The following is a 17902-nucleotide window of genomic DNA, read 5'->3' as shown; positions in this document are numbered from 1 at the left end:
AGGGCGCCATCTGATCGGCCGGCGCCGGCGATCCGCCTTCAGGTTTTCGGCTTGCGGGTGACGGCGCGCTTGGCGTACGCGGCCAGCGGCAGGCGTTTGACGGCGGAGCGGAAGCCGCCGGACTTGCGCAGGGCACCGAGCTCCTTGCGCAGGGCGCCGATCTCGCGGCGGAACTCGACGGCGTTCTTGCGCCAGCGGGCGGCCTCCTCGCGCCACTTGCCGACCTGGCCCTTGAGGCGTTCGACCTCCTTGGTGAGGCGGGCCACCTCGGCCTCGGCGTCCTGCAGGGCGCGGTAGGTGCTGCGGCGGCCTCTGATCTTGGGGGCGTCGGCGGCGGGGAGGAAGCCGTAGGTCTCGCCGTCCACCCAGATCGTGCCGAAGGTGTCCTCGACGACGTCGACGACGTCCTCGTCCTCCTCCCGGGCGATCTCGGCTCTGGCGAACGCGGCGGTGCGCTCCAGCCGGGCGGACACGATGCCGCGTCCCGCGTCGGACTCCACGCCGTTCGCACCGTTCGCATTGTTCGTGCCGGTCGCGTTGTTCGTGCCGTTCGTGACGTTCGCGCCGGTGCCGCCGGTCCTGCCGAGGGCGCTCTCGACGCGGCCGAGCTCGACCGGGCGTTCCGCCAGCAGGACGGAGATCAGGCCGTAGCCGTCGTCGACGGCCAGGTCCACCAGGCGGGCGATCGTGTCCTCGCCCGGCACCCATCCGGCGGGGACGCGCAGCCGGAAGGGCGCCTTGGTCGGCCCGGCCTCGCGCGCCAGCCGTACCCGGCCTTCGTGCAGGTAGTGGCCGTGGATGAGGGCGAGGTCGAGGCGGGGGTCGGTGAGCGGGGCGCGGCGTTCGGGCGTCAGCGTGTCCCACGGGCCGGTGATGACGACGCCGACGTCGGGCAGCGTGCCGGCGAGGGCGGCGTCCACGGTGGCGCGCACGTCCTCGTACGACGCGCCGTCGGCGTCCACGACCAGCTCCACGTACGGCACCAGCCACTGCCGGCCGGGATGCGAGCGCAGCCACCGGTACTGCGGGATGCGGTCGGCGATGAACGCGTGGCTGACCCGGGTGATCGGCTCCTTGTCGCGCATCCGCATCGTGGGCCCGAGGTGGTAGCCGCGGGCGAGCGGCTCGGGGATGAAGGCCGCGCCCGCCTGCGCGAGCCGGTACCCCATCTCGGTGTCCTGGCCGAGGAACAGCTTGTCGTCCATCGGCCCGGCCACGTCGAGCAGCCGCGCGTTGACCGACGTGGCGCCGCCGATGTGCAGGCTGAACGTGCGGTGCGCCTGCTGCCGCAGGCCGCCGGTGCGCTCCACCAGGTCCACGATCCACTCGTGCGGCTCGCTCGGCTCGAACAGCTTGGTCAGGTCGTCGGCGCCGGCGACCACGTCGGGGGAGGGCAGCTCCGCGGAGGAGAACCGCAGGTAGCCCGTGACGACCAGGTAGGGCGCGAGGTGGTGCCAGCGCATGTGCGCCTCGATGGACTCGCGGTCGAGCACCACGTCGGAGTCGAGCCAGTGGATGACGTCGCCGGTGGAGGCGGCCAGGCCCGCGTTGCGGGCGTTCGCCCGGCCCGGCGTGTCGCACTGGATCAGGCGGGTCCCGGCGGGCCGCAGCTCGGGCAGGGTCAGCCGCGGGTCGCTGCCGTTGTCGACGACGATGACCTCCAGCAGCTCCGCCGGGTAGGTCTGGCCGGCGAGCCCGGCGAGCGTCAGGTCGAGCTTGGCCTGGTTGTTGTAGGCCGGGATGACGACGCTGACCCGCATCGACGGCGTCCACGAGCCGATCCTCGGCGGGGTGAGTGCCGAGTAGTCATTTCCGCGGATGCGCGGTGTCACGGATCTACCTCCAAGGGCACCTCGGCCTCCGGAAACGTCTGCGCCGACGCCGCGCGGGGGTGGGCGAAGCGCCCGATCGCGACCGCGCGGACATCCCGCCGGACCCGCCCGGCACGCTCGGTCATACGGCTTCCATGATTCGGCTTGGCCGGAAACCGCGCCACTGGTTCGCGGCAACTCTCAGAAAGTGGGCCAGCGGCAGCCGCCAGGTGTGCTCGTCGGCGCCGGACCTGCGCAGCATGTAGCCCAGCCCGTGGGTGCGGTAGATGCGCCCGCCCCCGGCGTGGACCGCTTTGAGCAGGGCCGAGTCCACGCCCTTGGGCAGCGGCTGGAAGCCGCCCGCCTCGGCGAGGGTGGAGCGGCCGATCAGGATGGTGCCGCCGGCCACGTGGTCGGACCAGACCTCGCTGCTGTAGTCGGTGCGGCGCACGGTGACGTCGAGCGGGGCCAGGTAGAAGAACTCGGCGGCGGTGCCGACCACGTCCGCGCCCGAGTAGAGGCGGGTCATCAGCAGGTCGGCCAGGTGCTCGGGGCCGTACCAGTCGTCGTCGTCCCACTTGGCGATCAGGTCCGCGTCGGCGTGGGCCGCCGCCTGGGCGAGGACGTCGCCGAACACGGTGGACGCGTCGGCCTCCAGCACGGTGATCGGGTGGGGGAACTCCTGGATGGCGGGCCGTACGAGGTCGGCGGTGAATCCGTGCAGGGCGAGCACGAGCTGGAGCTCGACGTTGCGCTGCCGGGCGATCTGCGCGAGCGCCCCCCGCACGTAGTGCGGCCGCCGTGAGGCCATGATGACCGTCACGGGGGCGTCGGCGACGTGCGAGCGCCAGGCGTGGCGGCGCAGCCGTACGCTGTGCTCCTCACGCCGCAGATCGGCCGTCGACCGCTCCGCACCGGGCTCCTCCGGTACGACCTCGCCCCTGGCGGGCGTGGGCTCCGGCCAGCTTCTCAGCAGGTCGGCCAGACCCGGGTCGGCGCGCTCCGCCCACGGCGGCACGGCCTCGGCGGTGAGCGGCACCCCGGCGGCGGCGAGGGCCGTGATCAGCCCCATCGCCTCCTGGCGTCCCTCCTTGTACGGCCAGCGCACCCGCAGCCCTCGCCACGCCCGCAGTCGCGCGATGTCGTCGGGCCCCAGCGGGTCGGCGAGCGTCTGCTCCCCCACCCGCCAGCCGCCCGCCTCGCGGCGCAGCTCGCCCACGTCCGGGATGGTGGGGGTGCGCTTGTAGCCCTGAGGCGTCAGCGTGGCCGACGTACTGGAGATGACTGTCATGAACTGATCTCGAAGTTTTGTCCCGGGAACGATCGATGCCGAAACGGCGGGAAACCAGTATCTACGAGTCAGCCCTGCCCATGTGGCGATTCAGACTATTTGGACATCCTCCCCGCCGACCACGCGCTTCACCGGCAGTCGCCTCGTCCGCGGCTCCGGGCCTGACGGACCGTGATCCTGCGAACGTACGCTCACGCCGGCGTCCGCGAAGGCGACGTCAATCGGGTGTCCCCTCGCAGAACAGGCGAAGGTAAACGCATCCGGCCGCAAGCCTCGCGGTCCCGAAGAACCCAGATGAACCCAGATGAACCCAGATGAACCCGGATGAACCCGCCTCAGTCGTCGCCCTCGACGCGCATGACGCTGACGACCGCGCGCACGCTGTCCAGCTCCCGCAGCGACTCGATCGTCGCCGACAACGCCGCGTCGCTGGCGCGGTGCGTGACGAGGACGAGTTGCGCGTCGTCGCCGTGCCCCTCCTGACGCACGGTCTGAATGGACACATCATGCTTGGCGAACATCTCGGCGACCCGGGCGAGAACGCCCGGCTTGTCCGCGACGTCCAGCGACACGTGGTACCGCGTGATCGTCTCGCCGATGGAGTGCACGGCCAGGTCGGCGTAGGTGGACTCCTCCGGCCCCCGCGTCCCGGCGAGCCGGTTGCGCCCCACCGCCACGATGTCGCCGAGCACCGCCGACGCGGTCTCGGGGCCGCCCGCCCCCGCGCCGTAGAACATCAGCCGCCCGGCCGACTCGGCCTCCACGAACACCGCGTTGTACGCCCCGCGCACCCCGGCCAGCGGATGCGTACGCGGAATCATCGCCGGATGCACCCGCACCCCGAACGACCGGCCGTCGTCCGACCGCGCGGCGATCGCCAGCAGCTTGATCACGTACCCCATCGCGGCCGCCCCGGCCACGTCGGCCGCGGTGACCTCGGTGATGCCCTCGCGGTGCACGTCGGCGGCGGTCGCCCGGCTGTGGAAGGCGATCCCGGCGAGAATGGCCGCCTTCGCCGCCGCGTCGAACCCCTCCACGTCGGCCGTCGGGTCCGCCTCGGCGTACCCCAGCGACTGCGCCTCCTCCAGCGCGTCCGTGAACGACGCCCCCGAGGAGTCCATCTTGTCGAGGATGAAGTTGGTCGTGCCGTTGACGATGCCGAGCACCCGACGCACGTGATCGCCCGCCAGCGACTCGCGCAGCGGCCGGATCAGCGGGATCGCCCCGGCGACGCTCGCCTCGAAGTACAAATCGACGCCGTGCTGCCGTGCCGCCGCGTGCAGCGTCGCGCCGTCCTCGGCCAGCAGCGCCTTATTCGCCGTCACGACGGACTTGCCGCCGGCCATCGCCTTGAGGATGAGCGCCCGCGCGGGCTCGATCCCCCCGATGACCTCCACGACGATGTCCACGTCGTCGCGCGTGACCAGCCCCTCGGCGTCGGTCGTCAGCAGTTCGGGGGCGATCTCGAAGTCGCGCCTGCGCCCGAGCCGCCGCACCGCGACCCCGGCCAGCTCCAGCGGCGCGCCCACCCGCGCCTCCAGGTCGCGGGCCTGCTCCTGCAGCAGCCGCACCACCTGGGAGCCCACCGTTCCGCACCCGAGCAGCGCGACCCTCAGCGGCCGGCGCTCGGCGGCCGGTTTCCTCTCTGCTGCTTCACCGGGTTTCACAGCTGCCCCCTGAGCAGGTCGTCTTCGGTCTCCCGACGGATGATCACCCGTGACCGCCCGTCGCGGACCGCGACGACGGCGGGCTTGGGCAGGTAGTTGTAGTTGTTGGCGAGCGACCGGCAGTACGCCCCGGTCCCCGCGACCGCGAGCAGGTCGCCCGGCACGAGGTCCTCCGGCAGCCACAGGTCGCGCACGACCATGTCGCCGCTCTCGCAGTGCTTGCCGACCAGCCGCGACAACATCGGCTTGGCGTCGCTCTCCCGCGAGGCGAGGCGGCAGGTGTACTCGGAGCCGTACAGGGCGGTGCGAATGTTGTCGCTCATCCCGCCGTCCACGCTGACGTACGTCCGCAGGCCCTCGACGTCCTTGACCGTGCCGACCTCGTACAGCGTGATCCCCGCGAGCCCGGCGATCCCCCGCCCCGGCTCGACGGTCAGCCGCGGCACCGGCAGGTCGGCCGCTCGGCACGCCCTGGCCACGATCTCCCGAAGGCTCTCGGCGAGGATCTTCACGTCGAGCGTCTCGTCGCCCTCGACGTACGGGATGCCGTACCCGCCGCCGAGGTCCAGCTCCGGCAGCACGATGCCGTGCTCGTCCCTGATCTGCACCAGCAGCGCCGCCACCCGCCGCGCCGCCACCTCGAACCCGGCCGTGTCGGTGATCTGCGACCCGATGTGCGAGTGCAGCCCCACCAGCTCAAGCTGCGGCATCGCCAGCACCCGCCGCACCGCCTCGGCCGCGGCCCCGCTGCTCAGCGAGAACCCGAACTTCTGGTCGTCGTGCGCCGTGGCGATGAACTCGTGCGTGTGCGCCTCGACCCCGGTCGTCACCCGGATCAGCACCTTGGGCCGCCGAACCTCCGCAGCGCCCTTATTGCCCTCAGTGCCCTTATTGCCCCCAGCGCCCTCGGACCCTCGAGAGCGCTTGCCCCGTTCACCGGGCACGTTCCCGTTGTACTGATCGGTCAGATACGCCAGCCGCGTGATCTCCTCGAACGAGTCGATCACGATCCGCCCGACACCGACCTCGACCGCCTTGGCCAGCTCGGCCGCCGACTTGTTGTTCCCGTGCATCGCGATCCGCTCCGGCGGAAACCCGACGCTGAGCGCCACGGCCAGCTCGCCAACGCTGCACACGTCGAGCCCGAGCCCCTCCTGGTCGATCCAGCGAGCGGCCTCCTTGCATAGGAACGCCTTCCCGGCATAGAAGACATCGGAGTCGGAGAACGCGGCCCGATAGTCGTGACACCGCGACCGGAAGTCCTCTTCGTCGATCACGTACAGCGGCGTGCCGTACTCTCGCGCCAGATCCCTGACGTCCACGCCGGCAACGGTGATCGCCCCATCCGTACGGCCCGACGTTCGCGGCCAGATCGACGGGTCAAGCGCGTTCAGGTCGGCCGGAACCTGCGGAGGACGCTCCTCGGGCACCAGGTCGGCATGCCGGTCACCGGCGGGATGGGCGTATCGACTCACCCGCACGAGGTTATCCGACCCGCTGATCCCCCCGCGCCGCATGCCCACCAGGCGAGACACGGCCTTCCCCGGCACCTAGGCCACTGGCGGCCACCGCGGACACGCCCTTCAGCCCTCCTGCACAGGTCGGCCGACGGCGCATCGGCTGCAGGCTCAGCACTTGGAAATCAGTTGATACCCAACCCGGCTATCCGCCGATCCACGCCTTTCACTACCATCAGAAAATCGTCCTGCCTTAGACCACGCTTAAAGTCGGGGTCACGGTCGCTACTGAAAGTGATCTCAACCAGGTACCTGCCATACCTCCCATAGAAGGCCCAGGCGAAACAGCTTGGCTCCCGTTCGTCATACCAGTCCATACAGCCCAACGATGCAGAGTCCGCCCGTAGGCCCTCTGCTGTCAGGTTCACCGGGCGAACAATATCCAAGTAAATAGAGTCATTGAAAACTCTGCCATAGGGCGCCATCTGAAATTCCGCCTTGGCGGATGCCTCATCGGAGAATTTCAGCACACGCTCATCAAACAGATAGTAGTCATGGCGAACTCCCCAGCCTCGCGCCGCAGAGCTTTCCGCACCCCAGTATGGGTCGCGACTAGCCGCTCCCTTCTTTTCTGCGACACGGATGAAAGAGACCTTCGGAAGGTCATCCATTTCTGCCAGCAACTCCACCGGATCGACATCCGCACCCCTCACCTCGGGTGGGCTGTCGAAGATGGCAACTCCGGCCACCGTGCCGACCAGCACGAATACAGTACCAAGGAACACAGATAGGATCTTTATCAGAGTCCATGACCTCCTCTTCATACACGCCTCACCTGCCATGCCCCGCAGCCGCCAAGGCGGTTCCGTTCACGATGACCAGTACCGTAAATTCAATCCAGGATCCAAGCGATCTCCTCACAGGAATCACAGCGATTGCGGCCAACAGCACACCGAGGATGCCTAGTGCCGCCGCGAGAGCCATCCACCCCACTTCCCCATCGGCCGAGACGTTTGGATAGGGTGTCGACCTGGCGAAGTAGATGAATATCCATGCCGTCAGCGCGGCCAAGAGGGACGCATTCACGGCGAATGCGTTGATGATTTTCCTTCTCAAGTGGGCGATGCGCGAATGCGCATCGCCCACTCTGCCAGTAGAGTCCAACTCAGCAGTCCTCACAGCGCACGTGATGCATCGCCCTATCCTGCGGATCTCTGCAAAGAGTAGCTCCCGTCGGGCTACAGTCAATCTCCAGTCAGTACATTTACAGTTCACTGCGGTGTTTCTACTTGCGTCTGCTCGGAAGCCGACTCGGCCGGGGTCTGAGGTCCGCGCCTTTTGCGCAGACGCGGCAGTTCCGACTCGGTCAGGGCGGCGACGGCCACAAGCGAGTGGTCGGCCGAGCGGTCCGACCACGTTAGGGGACGACGCGGGATAGGCTCGGATCATGCCACCCGCTTCGCGTCGTACCGACGCCGCGTCGCCTCGCCGTACCGAATCGGCCTCGCGTCGTGGCGCAGAGACATCTGCGGCTCAGGGACGGCAGGCCGCGGTGTCGCTGGCCCGCAAGCAGTTCATCAGAGGCGTTCGCGTCGAGATGCAGGCCCTCGCGAACGAGCTCGGAGTCAGCCGCATGACTCTGAACCGGTGGGTCGGCAGTCGTGACCGGCTGCTGGGGGAAGTCAACTGGACTCTGGCCAAGCCGACCCTCGACCGTTGCCGGCAGGAGGCCGCGGCCTCCGGGGTCGAGGCGGTGGCACAGACCCTCGAACGGTTCATCGCCACGGTGCTGGCCTCCCCTTTCATGCAGACCTTCCTGCGGCAGGAAGGGGAGATCGCCCTGCGGATTCTGACAACGCGGAGCAGCGAACTGCAGCGTAACTACATCGCGTACGTGACCGACCTGTTGCGGGAGGAGTTGCCCGGGCCGGTCGGGGATCTGCCCATTGAGGATCTCGCGTATCTGGCGGTTCGCATCAGCGAGTCGTTCTGCTACGTGGACATGATCACCGGCGATACGCCGGACGCCACCAAGGTCGGTGCGGCCATCAGGCTTCTTCTGTCCTGACAGAGCGGTTCTGTGCTTAAGACACGTGTGGCGCCCAGCCGGTCGGGCTGGGCGCCACACCATCGTGGACGGCCGTACGGGGATCAGGCCGGGGCTATCGCGTGCGTGTCGAGGAAGTTGAGCATTTCCCGGGCCACGAGTTCGGGCTCCTCGTAGCAGGCGAGGTGGCCCAGGTCGGCGTGCAGCACCAACCGGCCGCCGGGAATCGAGCGTACGTCGTCAATTTGTTTGGCCTGGTTGACCACGAAGTCCTTGCCGCCGACCAGGTAGAAGGCCGGTACTCGCAGGCCGGGGAGCTTGTCGGCCATGCTGGTGAACGCGCCTCCGCCGAGCCAGCCTCGCCACATCTTCTCCGTGACGGTGGGCATGGTGTGCAGCAGGTCGGTCGTCTTCGTGGGGTCGTTGGAGATGCTCGTGATGCCCGCCGTTATCGTCTCGATGTCGCCGTACGCCGCGTTGAATCCTTCGATGACGGGGTCGCCCGCGGAGGTGCCGCCCGCGTTCCAGGGCATGATCCCCAGGACGGCCTCCACCTCGTCGGGGTGGTCGAGGGCGATCCGCATGCTGATGGCGCCGCCGAGCGACAGTCCGGCCACGATGAAGCGGGTGAGTCCGATCTCGCGGCACGCGTCGTAGACGGTTTCCGCGAGAGTGGGGAGATCGCCGTCGGCGTGCGCCCCGACCGAGCCGGCGTGTCCGGGGAGGTCCATGAGGATGGTGCGGTAGCCGTCGAGGAGAGGTGCGATCTCGGCCCAGCAGGCGATCGAGCAGCCGAAGCCCGGAAGCAGGACAATGGTCCGGTCTCCGCTGCCGCGCTCCTCGTGGTGGATCCCGTTGGTGGTGATGGGCATCGTTGGCCCCCTTGCGGGTTGTTACGTATGTGGATCTGTAACGTGTCTCGCACGTTAACCGCACCTGAGGGGCGTGCGCAAGGGTTTGCGCCTTGTCACTCGCGAGTTCCCCATGAATGACGGACCGGATCAGGACAGCTCGCGCTTGAGGATCTTGCCGGTGGACGTCAGCGGCAGGCTCGCGCGGAACTCCACGATCCTCGGGTACTTGTAGGACGCGAACTGCTCTTTTCCCCACGCGAGGAGATCCTCCTCGGTGACGTCCTCGTGACCCGCGGCCTTCACGATGATCGCCTTGATCTCCTGCCCGTGGGACGGGTGCGGGACTCCGATCACCGCGACGAGGGAGACGGCCGGGTGTTCCATGAGCACCTCCTCCAGCTCGCGCGGGTACACGTTGTAACCACCGCGGATGATCAGGTCCTTCAACCTGCCGACGATGTAGTAGAACCCGTCCTCGTCCTTGCGGGCCAGGTCACCGCTGCGGAACCAGCCCTCCTTGATCGCCGCGCTGGTGGCGTCCGGGCGGCCGTAGTAGCCCTTCATGACGTTCGGGCCCTTGATCGCGATCTCGCCGACGGCGTCCGGGCCCTCCGGCACGTCGGACCAGTCGTCGTTGATGAGCTTCATCTCCACACCGGGGATCGGCCTGCCGATCGAACCCGGGCGGGGTGCTTCCCCCAGCACCGCATGGCTCGCCACGGGCGAGGTCTCCGACAGCCCGTAGCCTTCGAGAATCGTCGTCCCGAAGCGATCCTCGAACTCCTTGCGGAGCTCCACCGGCAGCGCGGCGCCGCCCGAGGCGGCCACGCGCAGTTGGCCTTTGAGACGGTCGGCACCCTCGACCTTGTCGAGTGCGCCAAGCAGCGCCCAGTACATCGTCGGAACGCCGGGGAACACCGTCACCTTCTCGTCGATCATCGCGCGCAGCGCGGCCTCCGCGGCGAACTGCCGAAGCATCACCGCTGTGCACCCGTAAGCCGTCGCGGCGTTCTGGACGCACGTCTGCGCCAGGGAGTGGAACAACGGCGCCGCCAGCAGGTAGGTGTCGGGGCGGGTCGGGTCAAGGCCGTACAGGACGCCTGCGGCCTCCGCGTTGGTGCGCAGGTTCCGGTGGGTCAGCTCCGCGCCCTTGGGCTGCCCGGTGGTCCCCGAGGTGTAGATGATGACGGCGGTGTCCTCGTCGTCGAGCGGCGTGGTCCGGCACTCGCTTCGACCGGTCAGGGGCTCACCCTGCCAGGTGGTCGCGCCGTCGGTCTCGGCGGCGCCGATCGTGCCAAGGATGTGGCACCGTTCCGCCTTCTCGAACCCCTGACGCGCGGTGTCGACGAGCGGCGCGCCTTCCGGACCGTCATGGACGATGTACGCGACGGCGTCGGAGTTGTCGAGGTGGTAGGCGATCTCTCGCGCTCGCAGCGTCACGTTGAGCGGGACGACGACCCCGCCGACCTTCAGGATCGCCCAGTAGGCGATCGAGAACTCCGGCACGTTGGGGCAGCTGAGGGCCACCTTCGAGCCGCGTCCTACGCCCGCATGTGAGAGCTCGGCCGCGAGGAGGTCGGCGCGGTGGGCCACCTCGCGAAAGTTCAGCCGCCTCGGTCCGGCGACGATGGCCGGCCGGTCGCCATACCGCGACGCGGCCTCGTCGATCAGGGTTGCCAGGCTCGTCATATCTCTCCCTCGATTCACCTGCTGTTACATTAATTGATGTGTAACATCGCTTCAATCGCAGGGACCGGAGGAGATGATCGATGAGTACGGCCGGCCGGGAGGTGCATCTGGTGGCACGCCGACCTGGCTACGACCGGGGCGTCGACCGCGTCCGCACGATGCCGGTACGGCGCAACCCGGGCGTCGCGTGAGCACGCGGTCGGCGTTGTGGCACGTCAACGGCATTGATCTCGCCGTGACGGTGGCCGGTGAGGGACCACTCGTCGTGCTGGCGCACGGCTTTCCCGACCTCGCCGTCACCTGGCGGCTTCAGATCCCCGCGCTGGTCGAGGCCGGCTACCGCGTGGTGGCCCCGGACATGCGCGGGTACGGCCGAAGCTCCCGCCCGCGAGAACGGTCGGCGTACGCCGCGCACACGGTCGGGCTGGATCTGATCGGCCTGCTCAAACACGAGGGCGTCGAACGGGCGCACTTCGTCGGACACGACTGGGGCGCGGCCTGCGTGTGGCGGCTTGGCCTGGACCACCCGGAGGCGGTCCTGTCGCTGACCGGCCTGAGCGTGCCGTACGCGGTGCCCGCGCCGGCGCCGCCGACGCGGATCCTGCGAGCCCGCTGGGGCGAGCGGTTCTACCAGCTCAGGTTCCAGGAGCCCGGCCCGCCCGAGGCGATGCTGGCGCGCGACGTCGGCCGTACGCTCGCCGCGATCCTCAGCGACCGCTACGACCTGATCGAGAGCGAGGAGGCGGTCGCTCCCCCCGACTGGATGCCTCCGGAGCTCTTCGGCCGACTGGTCGACCGGTTCCGTGAGACCGGCTTCTCCGGCGGGCTCAACTACTACCGCAACATCGACGACAACTGGCGGCATGCCAAGGCGGCATCGAACCAGGTCATCAGATCCCCCTCCCTCTTTGTCACCGGCAGCGCCGACCCCGTCGCGACCTTCATGCGCGTTGACGCCGGCGCGAAGGCATTCGAGGAGCTCAGCACTCTCGTCGTCGACGGTGCGGGGCACTGGGTACACCAACAGGCTCCGGACACGGTGAACCAGGCACTACTGGCCCACCTGCGACGCGCGGACCGGGGGTAAGGCGCGGAGAACGGCGACAAGGTGTGGAGCCTCGCCGCGCCGACTTCGGTCGGTTCGGCGGGGCGGCCTACGCCTGTTTCCGGCACGCCGTATCCCCGGCGTGTCCCCCGGCGTGTCCTCGGCCGATATACCGGGGAGTCGCCTCACGCGGTGCGGTCGGGGTCCTTGAGGGAGAACCAGTAGAAGCCGTGGCCGGGGAGGGTGAGCAGGTACGGGAGGTCGCCGATCGGGGGGAAGGCGACCTGGCCGCGGCATTCGACGGGGCTGATGCCCTTGAAGCGGGACAGGTCGAGTTCGACCGGCTGGGGGTGCTTGGAGAGGTTGTTGACGCAGAGCATGCGATCCTCGCCGTCCTCGCGGAGGAAGGCGAGGACGCTGGGGTTCGGGGACCACAGCTCGATGTAGGCGCCGGTGCCGAAGACCGGGTGTTGCCGGCGGGTCTCCAGCATCATGCGGGTGAAGTTGAGCAGGGACGTCGGGTGCTTCATCTGGGCCTCGACGTTGATGGCCTGGTAGCCGTAGATCGGGTCCATGATGACCGGGAGGTAGAGGCGGCCGGGGTCGCCGTCGGAGAAGCCGCCGTTGCGGTCGGGGGTCCACTGCATGGGGGTGCGGACCGAGTCGCGGTCTTCGAGCCAGATGTTGTCGCCCATGCCGATCTCGTCGCCGTAGTACATGACGGGCGAGCCGGGCAGGGAGAACATCAGCGCCATGAACAGCTCGATCTGGTCGCGGTTGTTCTCGAGTAACGGGGCCAGGCGGCGGCGGATGCCGAGGTAGGCGCGCATCCGCGGGTCCTTGGCGTACTCGGCGTGCATGTAGTCGCGCTCTTCCTCGGTGACCGATTCGAGGGTGAGCTCGTCGTGGTTGCGGAGGAAGATGCCCCACTGGGCGGTGTCCGGCAGCTTGGGGGTGCGGGACATGATCTCGGTGATGGGCATGCGGTCCTCGCGCCGCACGGCCATGAAGATGCGCGGCATCAGCGGGAAGTGGAACGCCATGTGGCACTCGTCGCCGCCGGTCGCGGGGTCGCCGAAGTACTCGACGACGTCCTCGGGCCAGCCGTTCGCCTCGGCGAGCAGGACGCGGTCGGGGTAGAGCCGGTCCACCTCGGCGCGGATGCGCTTGAGGTAGGCGTGGGTCTCGGGGAGGCCGGCGCAGGTGGTGCCCTCGCGTTCGAACAGGTACGGCACCGCGTCCAGCCGGAAGCCGTCGATGCCGAGGTCGAGCCAGAAGCGCAGGACCTCGAGCATCGCCTCCTGGACGGCCGGGTTGTCGTAGTTGAGGTCCGGCTGGTGGTGGAAGAAGCGGTGCCAGTAGTACTGCTTGCGGACCGGGTCGTAGGTCCAGTTGGACTCCTCGACCCCGACGAAGACCACGGGGGCGTCGGCGTACTTGGTCGGGTCGTCGGACCAGACGTAGAAGTCGCCGTACGGGCCGGTCGGGTCGTGGCGGGATGCCTGGAACCAGGGGTGCTGGTCGCTGGTGTGGTTCATCACCAGGTCGGTGATGATCCGCATGCCTCGCGCGTGCGCCTGCTCCACCAGCTTCACGAAGTCCGACAGGTCGCCGAAGTCGGGGAGGATCTTCCCGTAGTCGGAAATGTCGTACCCGCCGTCGCGCAGCGGTGACTCGTACAGCGGAAGCAGCCACAGGCAGTCGACGCCGAGCCACTTCAGGTAGTCGAGCTTCTCGATGAGCCCGCGCAGGTCACCGGTGCCGTCGCCGTTGGAGTCCTTGAAGCCTCGGACGAGCACTTCGTAGAAGACGGCCCGCTTGTACCACTGCGGATCCCGGGAGGTGAAGTCCTCCGACACCGGATCAGGGCAGGCTGAAGCGCACATGAGGTCTCACTCACATGAAGAGAAGGAAGCAGGTGTTTCCGGTATGCGTCCGCCGCCTGGGCTTTCTCTTCGAGCCTCGTTGCCCTGGGCAGAACCCCTGATCGTGTCGCGGTCCCCCGTGCCTGGCGGCGTTGGAGCCGAACATTACCAGTCTTATGGCCGAGCCTGAATCGGTTTCACCTGCACTCCGTCGTCGTTTGCGCTCGGAAAACCGTCGCCGCCGGTGAATACGCACGTAACCGCACCGACGCGTACGGCGATGGTGAGGTCACGACCAGGGCGGAGTCAGATCGCCGAGCGTGTCCGCGTAATCGGTCAGCCACGCGCCGAACAGCGCCAGCCCGCGCAGCCAGAAACGGGAGTTCCAGGAGTTGAACGCGGTGAGCGCGTCGGGTCCCCGGTCGATCACGTCGCGCATCTGGTCCGACAGCAGGCCGTCGATCTCGGCGGTACGGCGCAGCATCCGGTGGTTCCACTCCCGCGCCGCCGGGCCGCCCGAGCGCAGCGGCACCCGCCGGGTCGGCAGCAGCGGGACGTTGGTGGACGGCAGCGACGCCACGCGCGGGTTGGCGGCGCGCAGGATCTCCCGGTAGAACCTGCCGCCCTCCTTGCGGGTCACGGGCACCGACAGGGCCGCGTCGAAGAACTCGGCGTGCAGGAACGGGAAGATCGGCGTAACCTCGGGCCCGGCCAGGTTGACCGGGGAGCGGGCGATGCCGCGGGCCGTGCGGGTGTGCAGGACGCTCAGCGGCAGCTCGGCGCGGTGGCCGCGCAGCATCGAGGTGGCCTGGGCGAACGCCTCCGCCACCCGTTCGTCGATCCAGCCGAGCGCCCGCTCGGACAGCACCGGCAGGTGCGGCTCGCCGGTCGCCAGCGCGCGCAGCAGGGCGGCGCGGCGGGAGGCGCCGCTGCCGGCGTCCACGGCGTCGGCGGTGATGAGGAAGTTCTTCATCAGCGGGCCGCCGGCGAGGCCGTCCACGATGGCCCGGCCGCCCTTGTGGACCTCCCGGGCGAAGGGGGCGTACCACGCGTGGTGGCTGGTGAGGTACTCCAGCCTGCGCGCCGTCCACAGCGCCTCGTCGGGGTAGGCGGCGGCGTCCTGGGGGATGATGCGGTGCCTGATGCCGAGCTCGCGGGTGATGTAGCGGGCGAAGTCGATGTCGTTGTCGAGGCCGTCGTCGGGGCTGGTCGTCCACGACTCGACGTCCATGCGCCGGGCCACGGCCACGCTCGCCAGCAGACGCGAGTCGTACCCGCCGCTCACCGGCACCAGCAGCGGCCGGTCGTCGTACGGCTTGAGCGCCTCGTGCAGCAGCGCCACGACGTCGCGGGCGGTGACGCCGCGGTCGATCGGCTCCTCGCGCACCCAGCGCGGGGCGCGCCGGTCCACGGTGACGCGCTCGCGGGAGCGCGACCAGGTGAGGGCGGTCGCGCCCGGCAGGCGCTTGATTTCGCGGTAGGGGGTGTCGTCCAGCAGGGGGTAGGTGAGCCGCAGGATCGCCGCCCAGGCGTCCCAGTTCACCTCGTACGGCGTACGCGCCAGCGTCAGCAGCGGCTCGATCAGCCCGGCGAAGTAGATCGCCCCGCCCGCCTCCAGGTAGTACACGTCGATCAGGCCGAAGGCCCCCGTGTGCAGCGTCACCTCGTCCTGGCGGTCGATCAGGCCCGGCGTCTCCCAGGTCTCGGCGACCTTCAGCCATGACGCGGCGGCGCCGTCCGGCCGGCGCTCCCCCCAGGCGAACGCCCCCGGCCCGTACGGCTCCAGCGCCGTCGAAGCGAACAGGGCCGCCCCCGGCCTCTCATGCACCGCCTGCGTGGCCGGCCCGGCCTCGCGCAACGCGGCCAGCCGGTCGGCGGTGAAGGGGCCGAGGGCACCGCACACGTACGGCCGAGCGGTGTATGTCGGCCAGGCGCCCTTGCGCACGCGGCTCTCCTTCGCATCGAAGACGACGTGAGTACCCCGCTGAGTGTACGGAATTGACCGAAAAGCGCGGGTTGGAGGCGTGTTCGTCGATATCCTTTCTCGACCTCTAGGGATGAAGCGGGGAGAGTCGGATGTCGGAGTTGGAGGCCACACGCCACGCCTTGGAGGAGGCCGTCGCGCACGCCGCCGAGGCCGCCGAACTGGCCCGCCTGCTGGAGGACTACCGCCGCCGCCTGGAGCAGGCGTCCCAGCGGGAGGCCGAGGCGATGGCCCGGCTGCGCGAGGCCGAGGAGCGCCTCAAGCTGTCCGAACGCCACCTCGGCAAGCTCGCCAAGAGCCTCGCCGAGCAGCGCTACCAGACCGAGGTGGCGCAGTGGAAGCTGGAGTCGGTCCGGGAGAGCCGCTGGCTGCGGCTCGGCGGCGCGATCAACTCCAGCGGCAAGAACCCGGCCCGGCTCGCCCGCGAGCTGCGCAGCGTGCGCGCGCCCGCGCAGCGCCGTCCCGCGCCGAAGCGCTCGGACTTCCCGCCGGAGGTGCCGGAGATCCCGGTCAAGCAGCCGGCCGCGGCCGCCCCCGCGCCGCCGCCGAAGGTGTCGGCGCCGCTCGCCGAGGGCTTTGTGGTGCCGAAGGGCCCGCTGGCGCGGTCGTACATGACCGTGGCCTGCATCGTGGACCGGCAGTCCGAGGCGCTGTTCCGGTACGAGTGGCGGCAGGTGACCAACTTCGGGCCGGAGAACTGGCTCACCATGCTCGACGAGCACCAGCCCAACCTGCTGCTGGTCGAGTCCGTACGGCCCGGCGCCCGGCAGGGCAACGGCGGCCGATGGCTGGAGGCGCTGGCGCTGGAGAACCGTGCCCTGCGCGACCTGGTCGAGGAGTGCAAGCGGCGCGGCATCCGGACGCTGTTCTGGCACTCGGGCGGGCCGCTGTCGGCGTTCGTGCCCGCGGCCATGTACTTCGATCACGTGCTGACGATCAACGAGGCGCGGGCGCGGGAGTGGCGCGCGGCGTTGAAGCACGATCGGGTGGGCGTGCTTCCGTACGCGGTGCAGCCGCGCGTGCACAACCTCGTTCCGGCGGTGGACGGCGGGCGGACCGAGGAGGTCGTCACGCTCGGCACCGTGCCCCTGTCGGCGATGGGCGTCGAGGAGCCCAAGCCCGCCGCCAAGCCCGTCCCCAACCCCGCCGTCGCGGAACAGGACGCGCCCGCCGAGCCTCCGGCCCCCGTCGGCCCGATCTGGCGGCCCCTGCCCGGTCAGGAGCCCACCGACAAGATCAGCTATGACGATCTGCTGACCGCCTACCGCCGCCCGGCCGTGGTCGTGGCCGGTCAGGACGCCGACCCTCGCACGCTCGCCGAGCTCGCCGCCTGCGGCACTCCCGTGGTCGAGCTGCCCGCGGTCAAGGCGGGCCGCAAGCCGGAGCCCGTCGTCGACGAGGTGGCGGCGCTGCTGGCCGACGCCGACCGCCGGGCCGTACAGGCCCACCTGGCCTGGCGGGCGACGGTGAGCGTGACCCCGCTGCTCGACCCGATCCTGGACATGGCGGGCCTGCCGAGCGTGCGCGGCGGCACGACGATCACGGCCATCGCGGCCGTGCGCGACGAGGCCGAGCTCGATCATCTGCTGGCCCAGGTCCGCCGCCAGGCGTACGCGCCGGGTCAGCTCGTCGTCGTCACCGAGGGCGTGGACGTCACGCTCACCGAGAAGGCCGCCTCCGCGGTGATCGACGGCGACGTGGTGGTCCGCGGCTCGGACGGCCCCGTGACCCGGGGCGCCGCCCTCGACCGCGCCCTGCGCCTCGCCGACGGCGACCTGATCGCCGTCCTCGACCCCCGCGACCTCTACGGCGAGCACTACCTGGCCGACCTGGTCCGGCACTTCGCCGCCGTCGAGGCGGAGGTCCTCGGCAAGGCGTCCTTCTACGCCCACATCCCCGAGGCCGGCGCGACCCTGCTGCGGCAGCCCGGCACCGAGCACCGCTTCCTGCCGGAGGTCGCCGGGGCCACGATCCTCGCCCGCCGCCCCGCCCTCACCGAACTCGGCATCGCCGACGTCTCGGAGGAGTGGGACGAATCCCTCATGCGCCAGTGCCGCGCCGAGGGCGTACGGGTCTACTCCGCCGATCGCTACTCCTATGTCTGCCGCCGCGACACGGCCGAGCACCGGCTCTTCCGCGCCTCCCAGCTCCAGGGCTACGTCCCCGCCGAGCCCCTCGCGCTGATCTGAGGC

At 69.7% G+C, this 17902-nt stretch carries 14 protein-coding genes; 3 read left to right on the top strand and 11 right to left on the bottom strand.

From position 1 onward, the window contains the following. Nucleotides 1–38: 38 nt before the first annotated feature. The 7 genes from AB0K60_RS05530 to AB0K60_RS05500 form a co-directional block, all read right to left on the bottom strand. Nucleotides 39–1832, bottom strand: a complete 1794-nt coding sequence (locus AB0K60_RS05530) for a glycosyltransferase (RefSeq protein ID WP_364048914.1) — start codon at nucleotides 1830–1832, stop codon at nucleotides 39–41. Next, nucleotides 1829–1957, bottom strand: a complete 129-nt coding sequence (locus tag AB0K60_RS05525) for a hypothetical protein (RefSeq protein ID WP_364048912.1) — start codon at nucleotides 1955–1957, stop codon at nucleotides 1829–1831. Before AB0K60_RS05525 ends, AB0K60_RS05530 begins: the two co-directional genes overlap by 4 nt. Next, complete coding sequence (locus AB0K60_RS05520; protein ID WP_364048910.1) at nucleotides 1954–3102, bottom strand: family 2 glycosyl transferase; 1149 nt, start codon at nucleotides 3100–3102, stop codon at nucleotides 1954–1956. The genes AB0K60_RS05525 and AB0K60_RS05520 overlap by 4 nt, the downstream gene beginning before the upstream one ends. 335 nt (nucleotides 3103–3437) lie before the next feature. Further along, nucleotides 3438–4769, bottom strand: a complete 1332-nt coding sequence (locus AB0K60_RS05515) for a homoserine dehydrogenase (RefSeq protein WP_364048908.1) — start codon at nucleotides 4767–4769, stop codon at nucleotides 3438–3440. Next, on the bottom strand, nucleotides 4766–6244 hold the full coding sequence (gene lysA, locus AB0K60_RS05510; protein ID WP_364048906.1) for a diaminopimelate decarboxylase: 1479 nt from the start codon (nucleotides 6242–6244) through the stop codon (nucleotides 4766–4768). Before lysA ends, AB0K60_RS05515 begins: the two co-directional genes overlap by 4 nt. A gap of 167 nt (nucleotides 6245–6411) precedes the next feature. After that, nucleotides 6412–6990, bottom strand: a complete 579-nt coding sequence (locus AB0K60_RS05505) for a hypothetical protein (RefSeq protein ID WP_364048904.1) — start codon at nucleotides 6988–6990, stop codon at nucleotides 6412–6414. A gap of 67 nt (nucleotides 6991–7057) precedes the next feature. Next, nucleotides 7058–7405, bottom strand: coding sequence for a hypothetical protein (locus AB0K60_RS05500; protein ID WP_364048902.1), 348 nt, complete (start codon nucleotides 7403–7405; stop codon nucleotides 7058–7060). Between the two features lie 373 nt (nucleotides 7406–7778). Here AB0K60_RS05500 and AB0K60_RS05495 point away from each other — a divergent pair, with 373 nt between their 5' ends. Then, complete coding sequence (locus AB0K60_RS05495; protein ID WP_364048900.1) at nucleotides 7779–8294, top strand: QsdR family transcriptional regulator; 516 nt, start codon at nucleotides 7779–7781, stop codon at nucleotides 8292–8294. 83 nt (nucleotides 8295–8377) lie between these two features. On the opposite strand, the gene AB0K60_RS05490 is transcribed toward AB0K60_RS05495, so the two are convergent. Continuing rightward, nucleotides 8378–9145, bottom strand: coding sequence for an alpha/beta hydrolase (locus tag AB0K60_RS05490; protein ID WP_364048898.1), 768 nt, complete (start codon nucleotides 9143–9145; stop codon nucleotides 8378–8380). 129 nt (nucleotides 9146–9274) lie between these two features. Next, nucleotides 9275–10816, bottom strand: coding sequence for a long-chain fatty acid--CoA ligase (locus tag AB0K60_RS05485; protein WP_364048896.1), 1542 nt, complete (start codon nucleotides 10814–10816; stop codon nucleotides 9275–9277). A 187-nt stretch (nucleotides 10817–11003) separates the two neighbouring features. On the opposite strand from AB0K60_RS05485, the gene AB0K60_RS05480 reads away from it, so the two are divergent. Next, nucleotides 11004–11903, top strand: a complete 900-nt coding sequence (locus AB0K60_RS05480) for an alpha/beta hydrolase (protein ID WP_364048894.1) — start codon at nucleotides 11004–11006, stop codon at nucleotides 11901–11903. 143 nt (nucleotides 11904–12046) lie between these two features. On the opposite strand, the gene treS is transcribed toward AB0K60_RS05480, so the two are convergent. Both treS and AB0K60_RS05470 read right to left on the bottom strand, forming a co-directional pair. Continuing rightward, nucleotides 12047–13747 (bottom strand): maltose alpha-D-glucosyltransferase, encoded by a 1701-nt coding sequence (gene treS, locus AB0K60_RS05475; RefSeq protein ID WP_364048892.1) that lies wholly within the window; start codon nucleotides 13745–13747, stop codon nucleotides 12047–12049. 268 nt (nucleotides 13748–14015) lie between these two features. Further along, a complete protein-coding gene (locus tag AB0K60_RS05470) occupies nucleotides 14016–15671 on the bottom strand; it encodes an asparagine synthase C-terminal domain-containing protein (RefSeq protein WP_364048890.1) in 1656 nt (551 codons plus the stop codon). A 131-nt stretch (nucleotides 15672–15802) separates the two neighbouring features. On the opposite strand from AB0K60_RS05470, the gene AB0K60_RS05465 reads away from it, so the two are divergent. Then, entirely contained in the window at nucleotides 15803–17899 is a 2097-nt protein-coding gene (locus tag AB0K60_RS05465) for a hypothetical protein (RefSeq protein ID WP_364048888.1), read from the top strand. Nucleotides 17900–17902 lie beyond the last annotated feature (3 nt).

The sequence above is a fragment of the Thermopolyspora sp. NPDC052614 genome, assembly GCF_040678635.1.
Taxonomy (GTDB): domain Bacteria; phylum Actinomycetota; class Actinomycetes; order Streptosporangiales; family Streptosporangiaceae; genus Thermopolyspora.
Note: the sequence above shows the minus strand (reverse complement) of the source record. Positions and strands in the feature narration are given on the sequence as shown.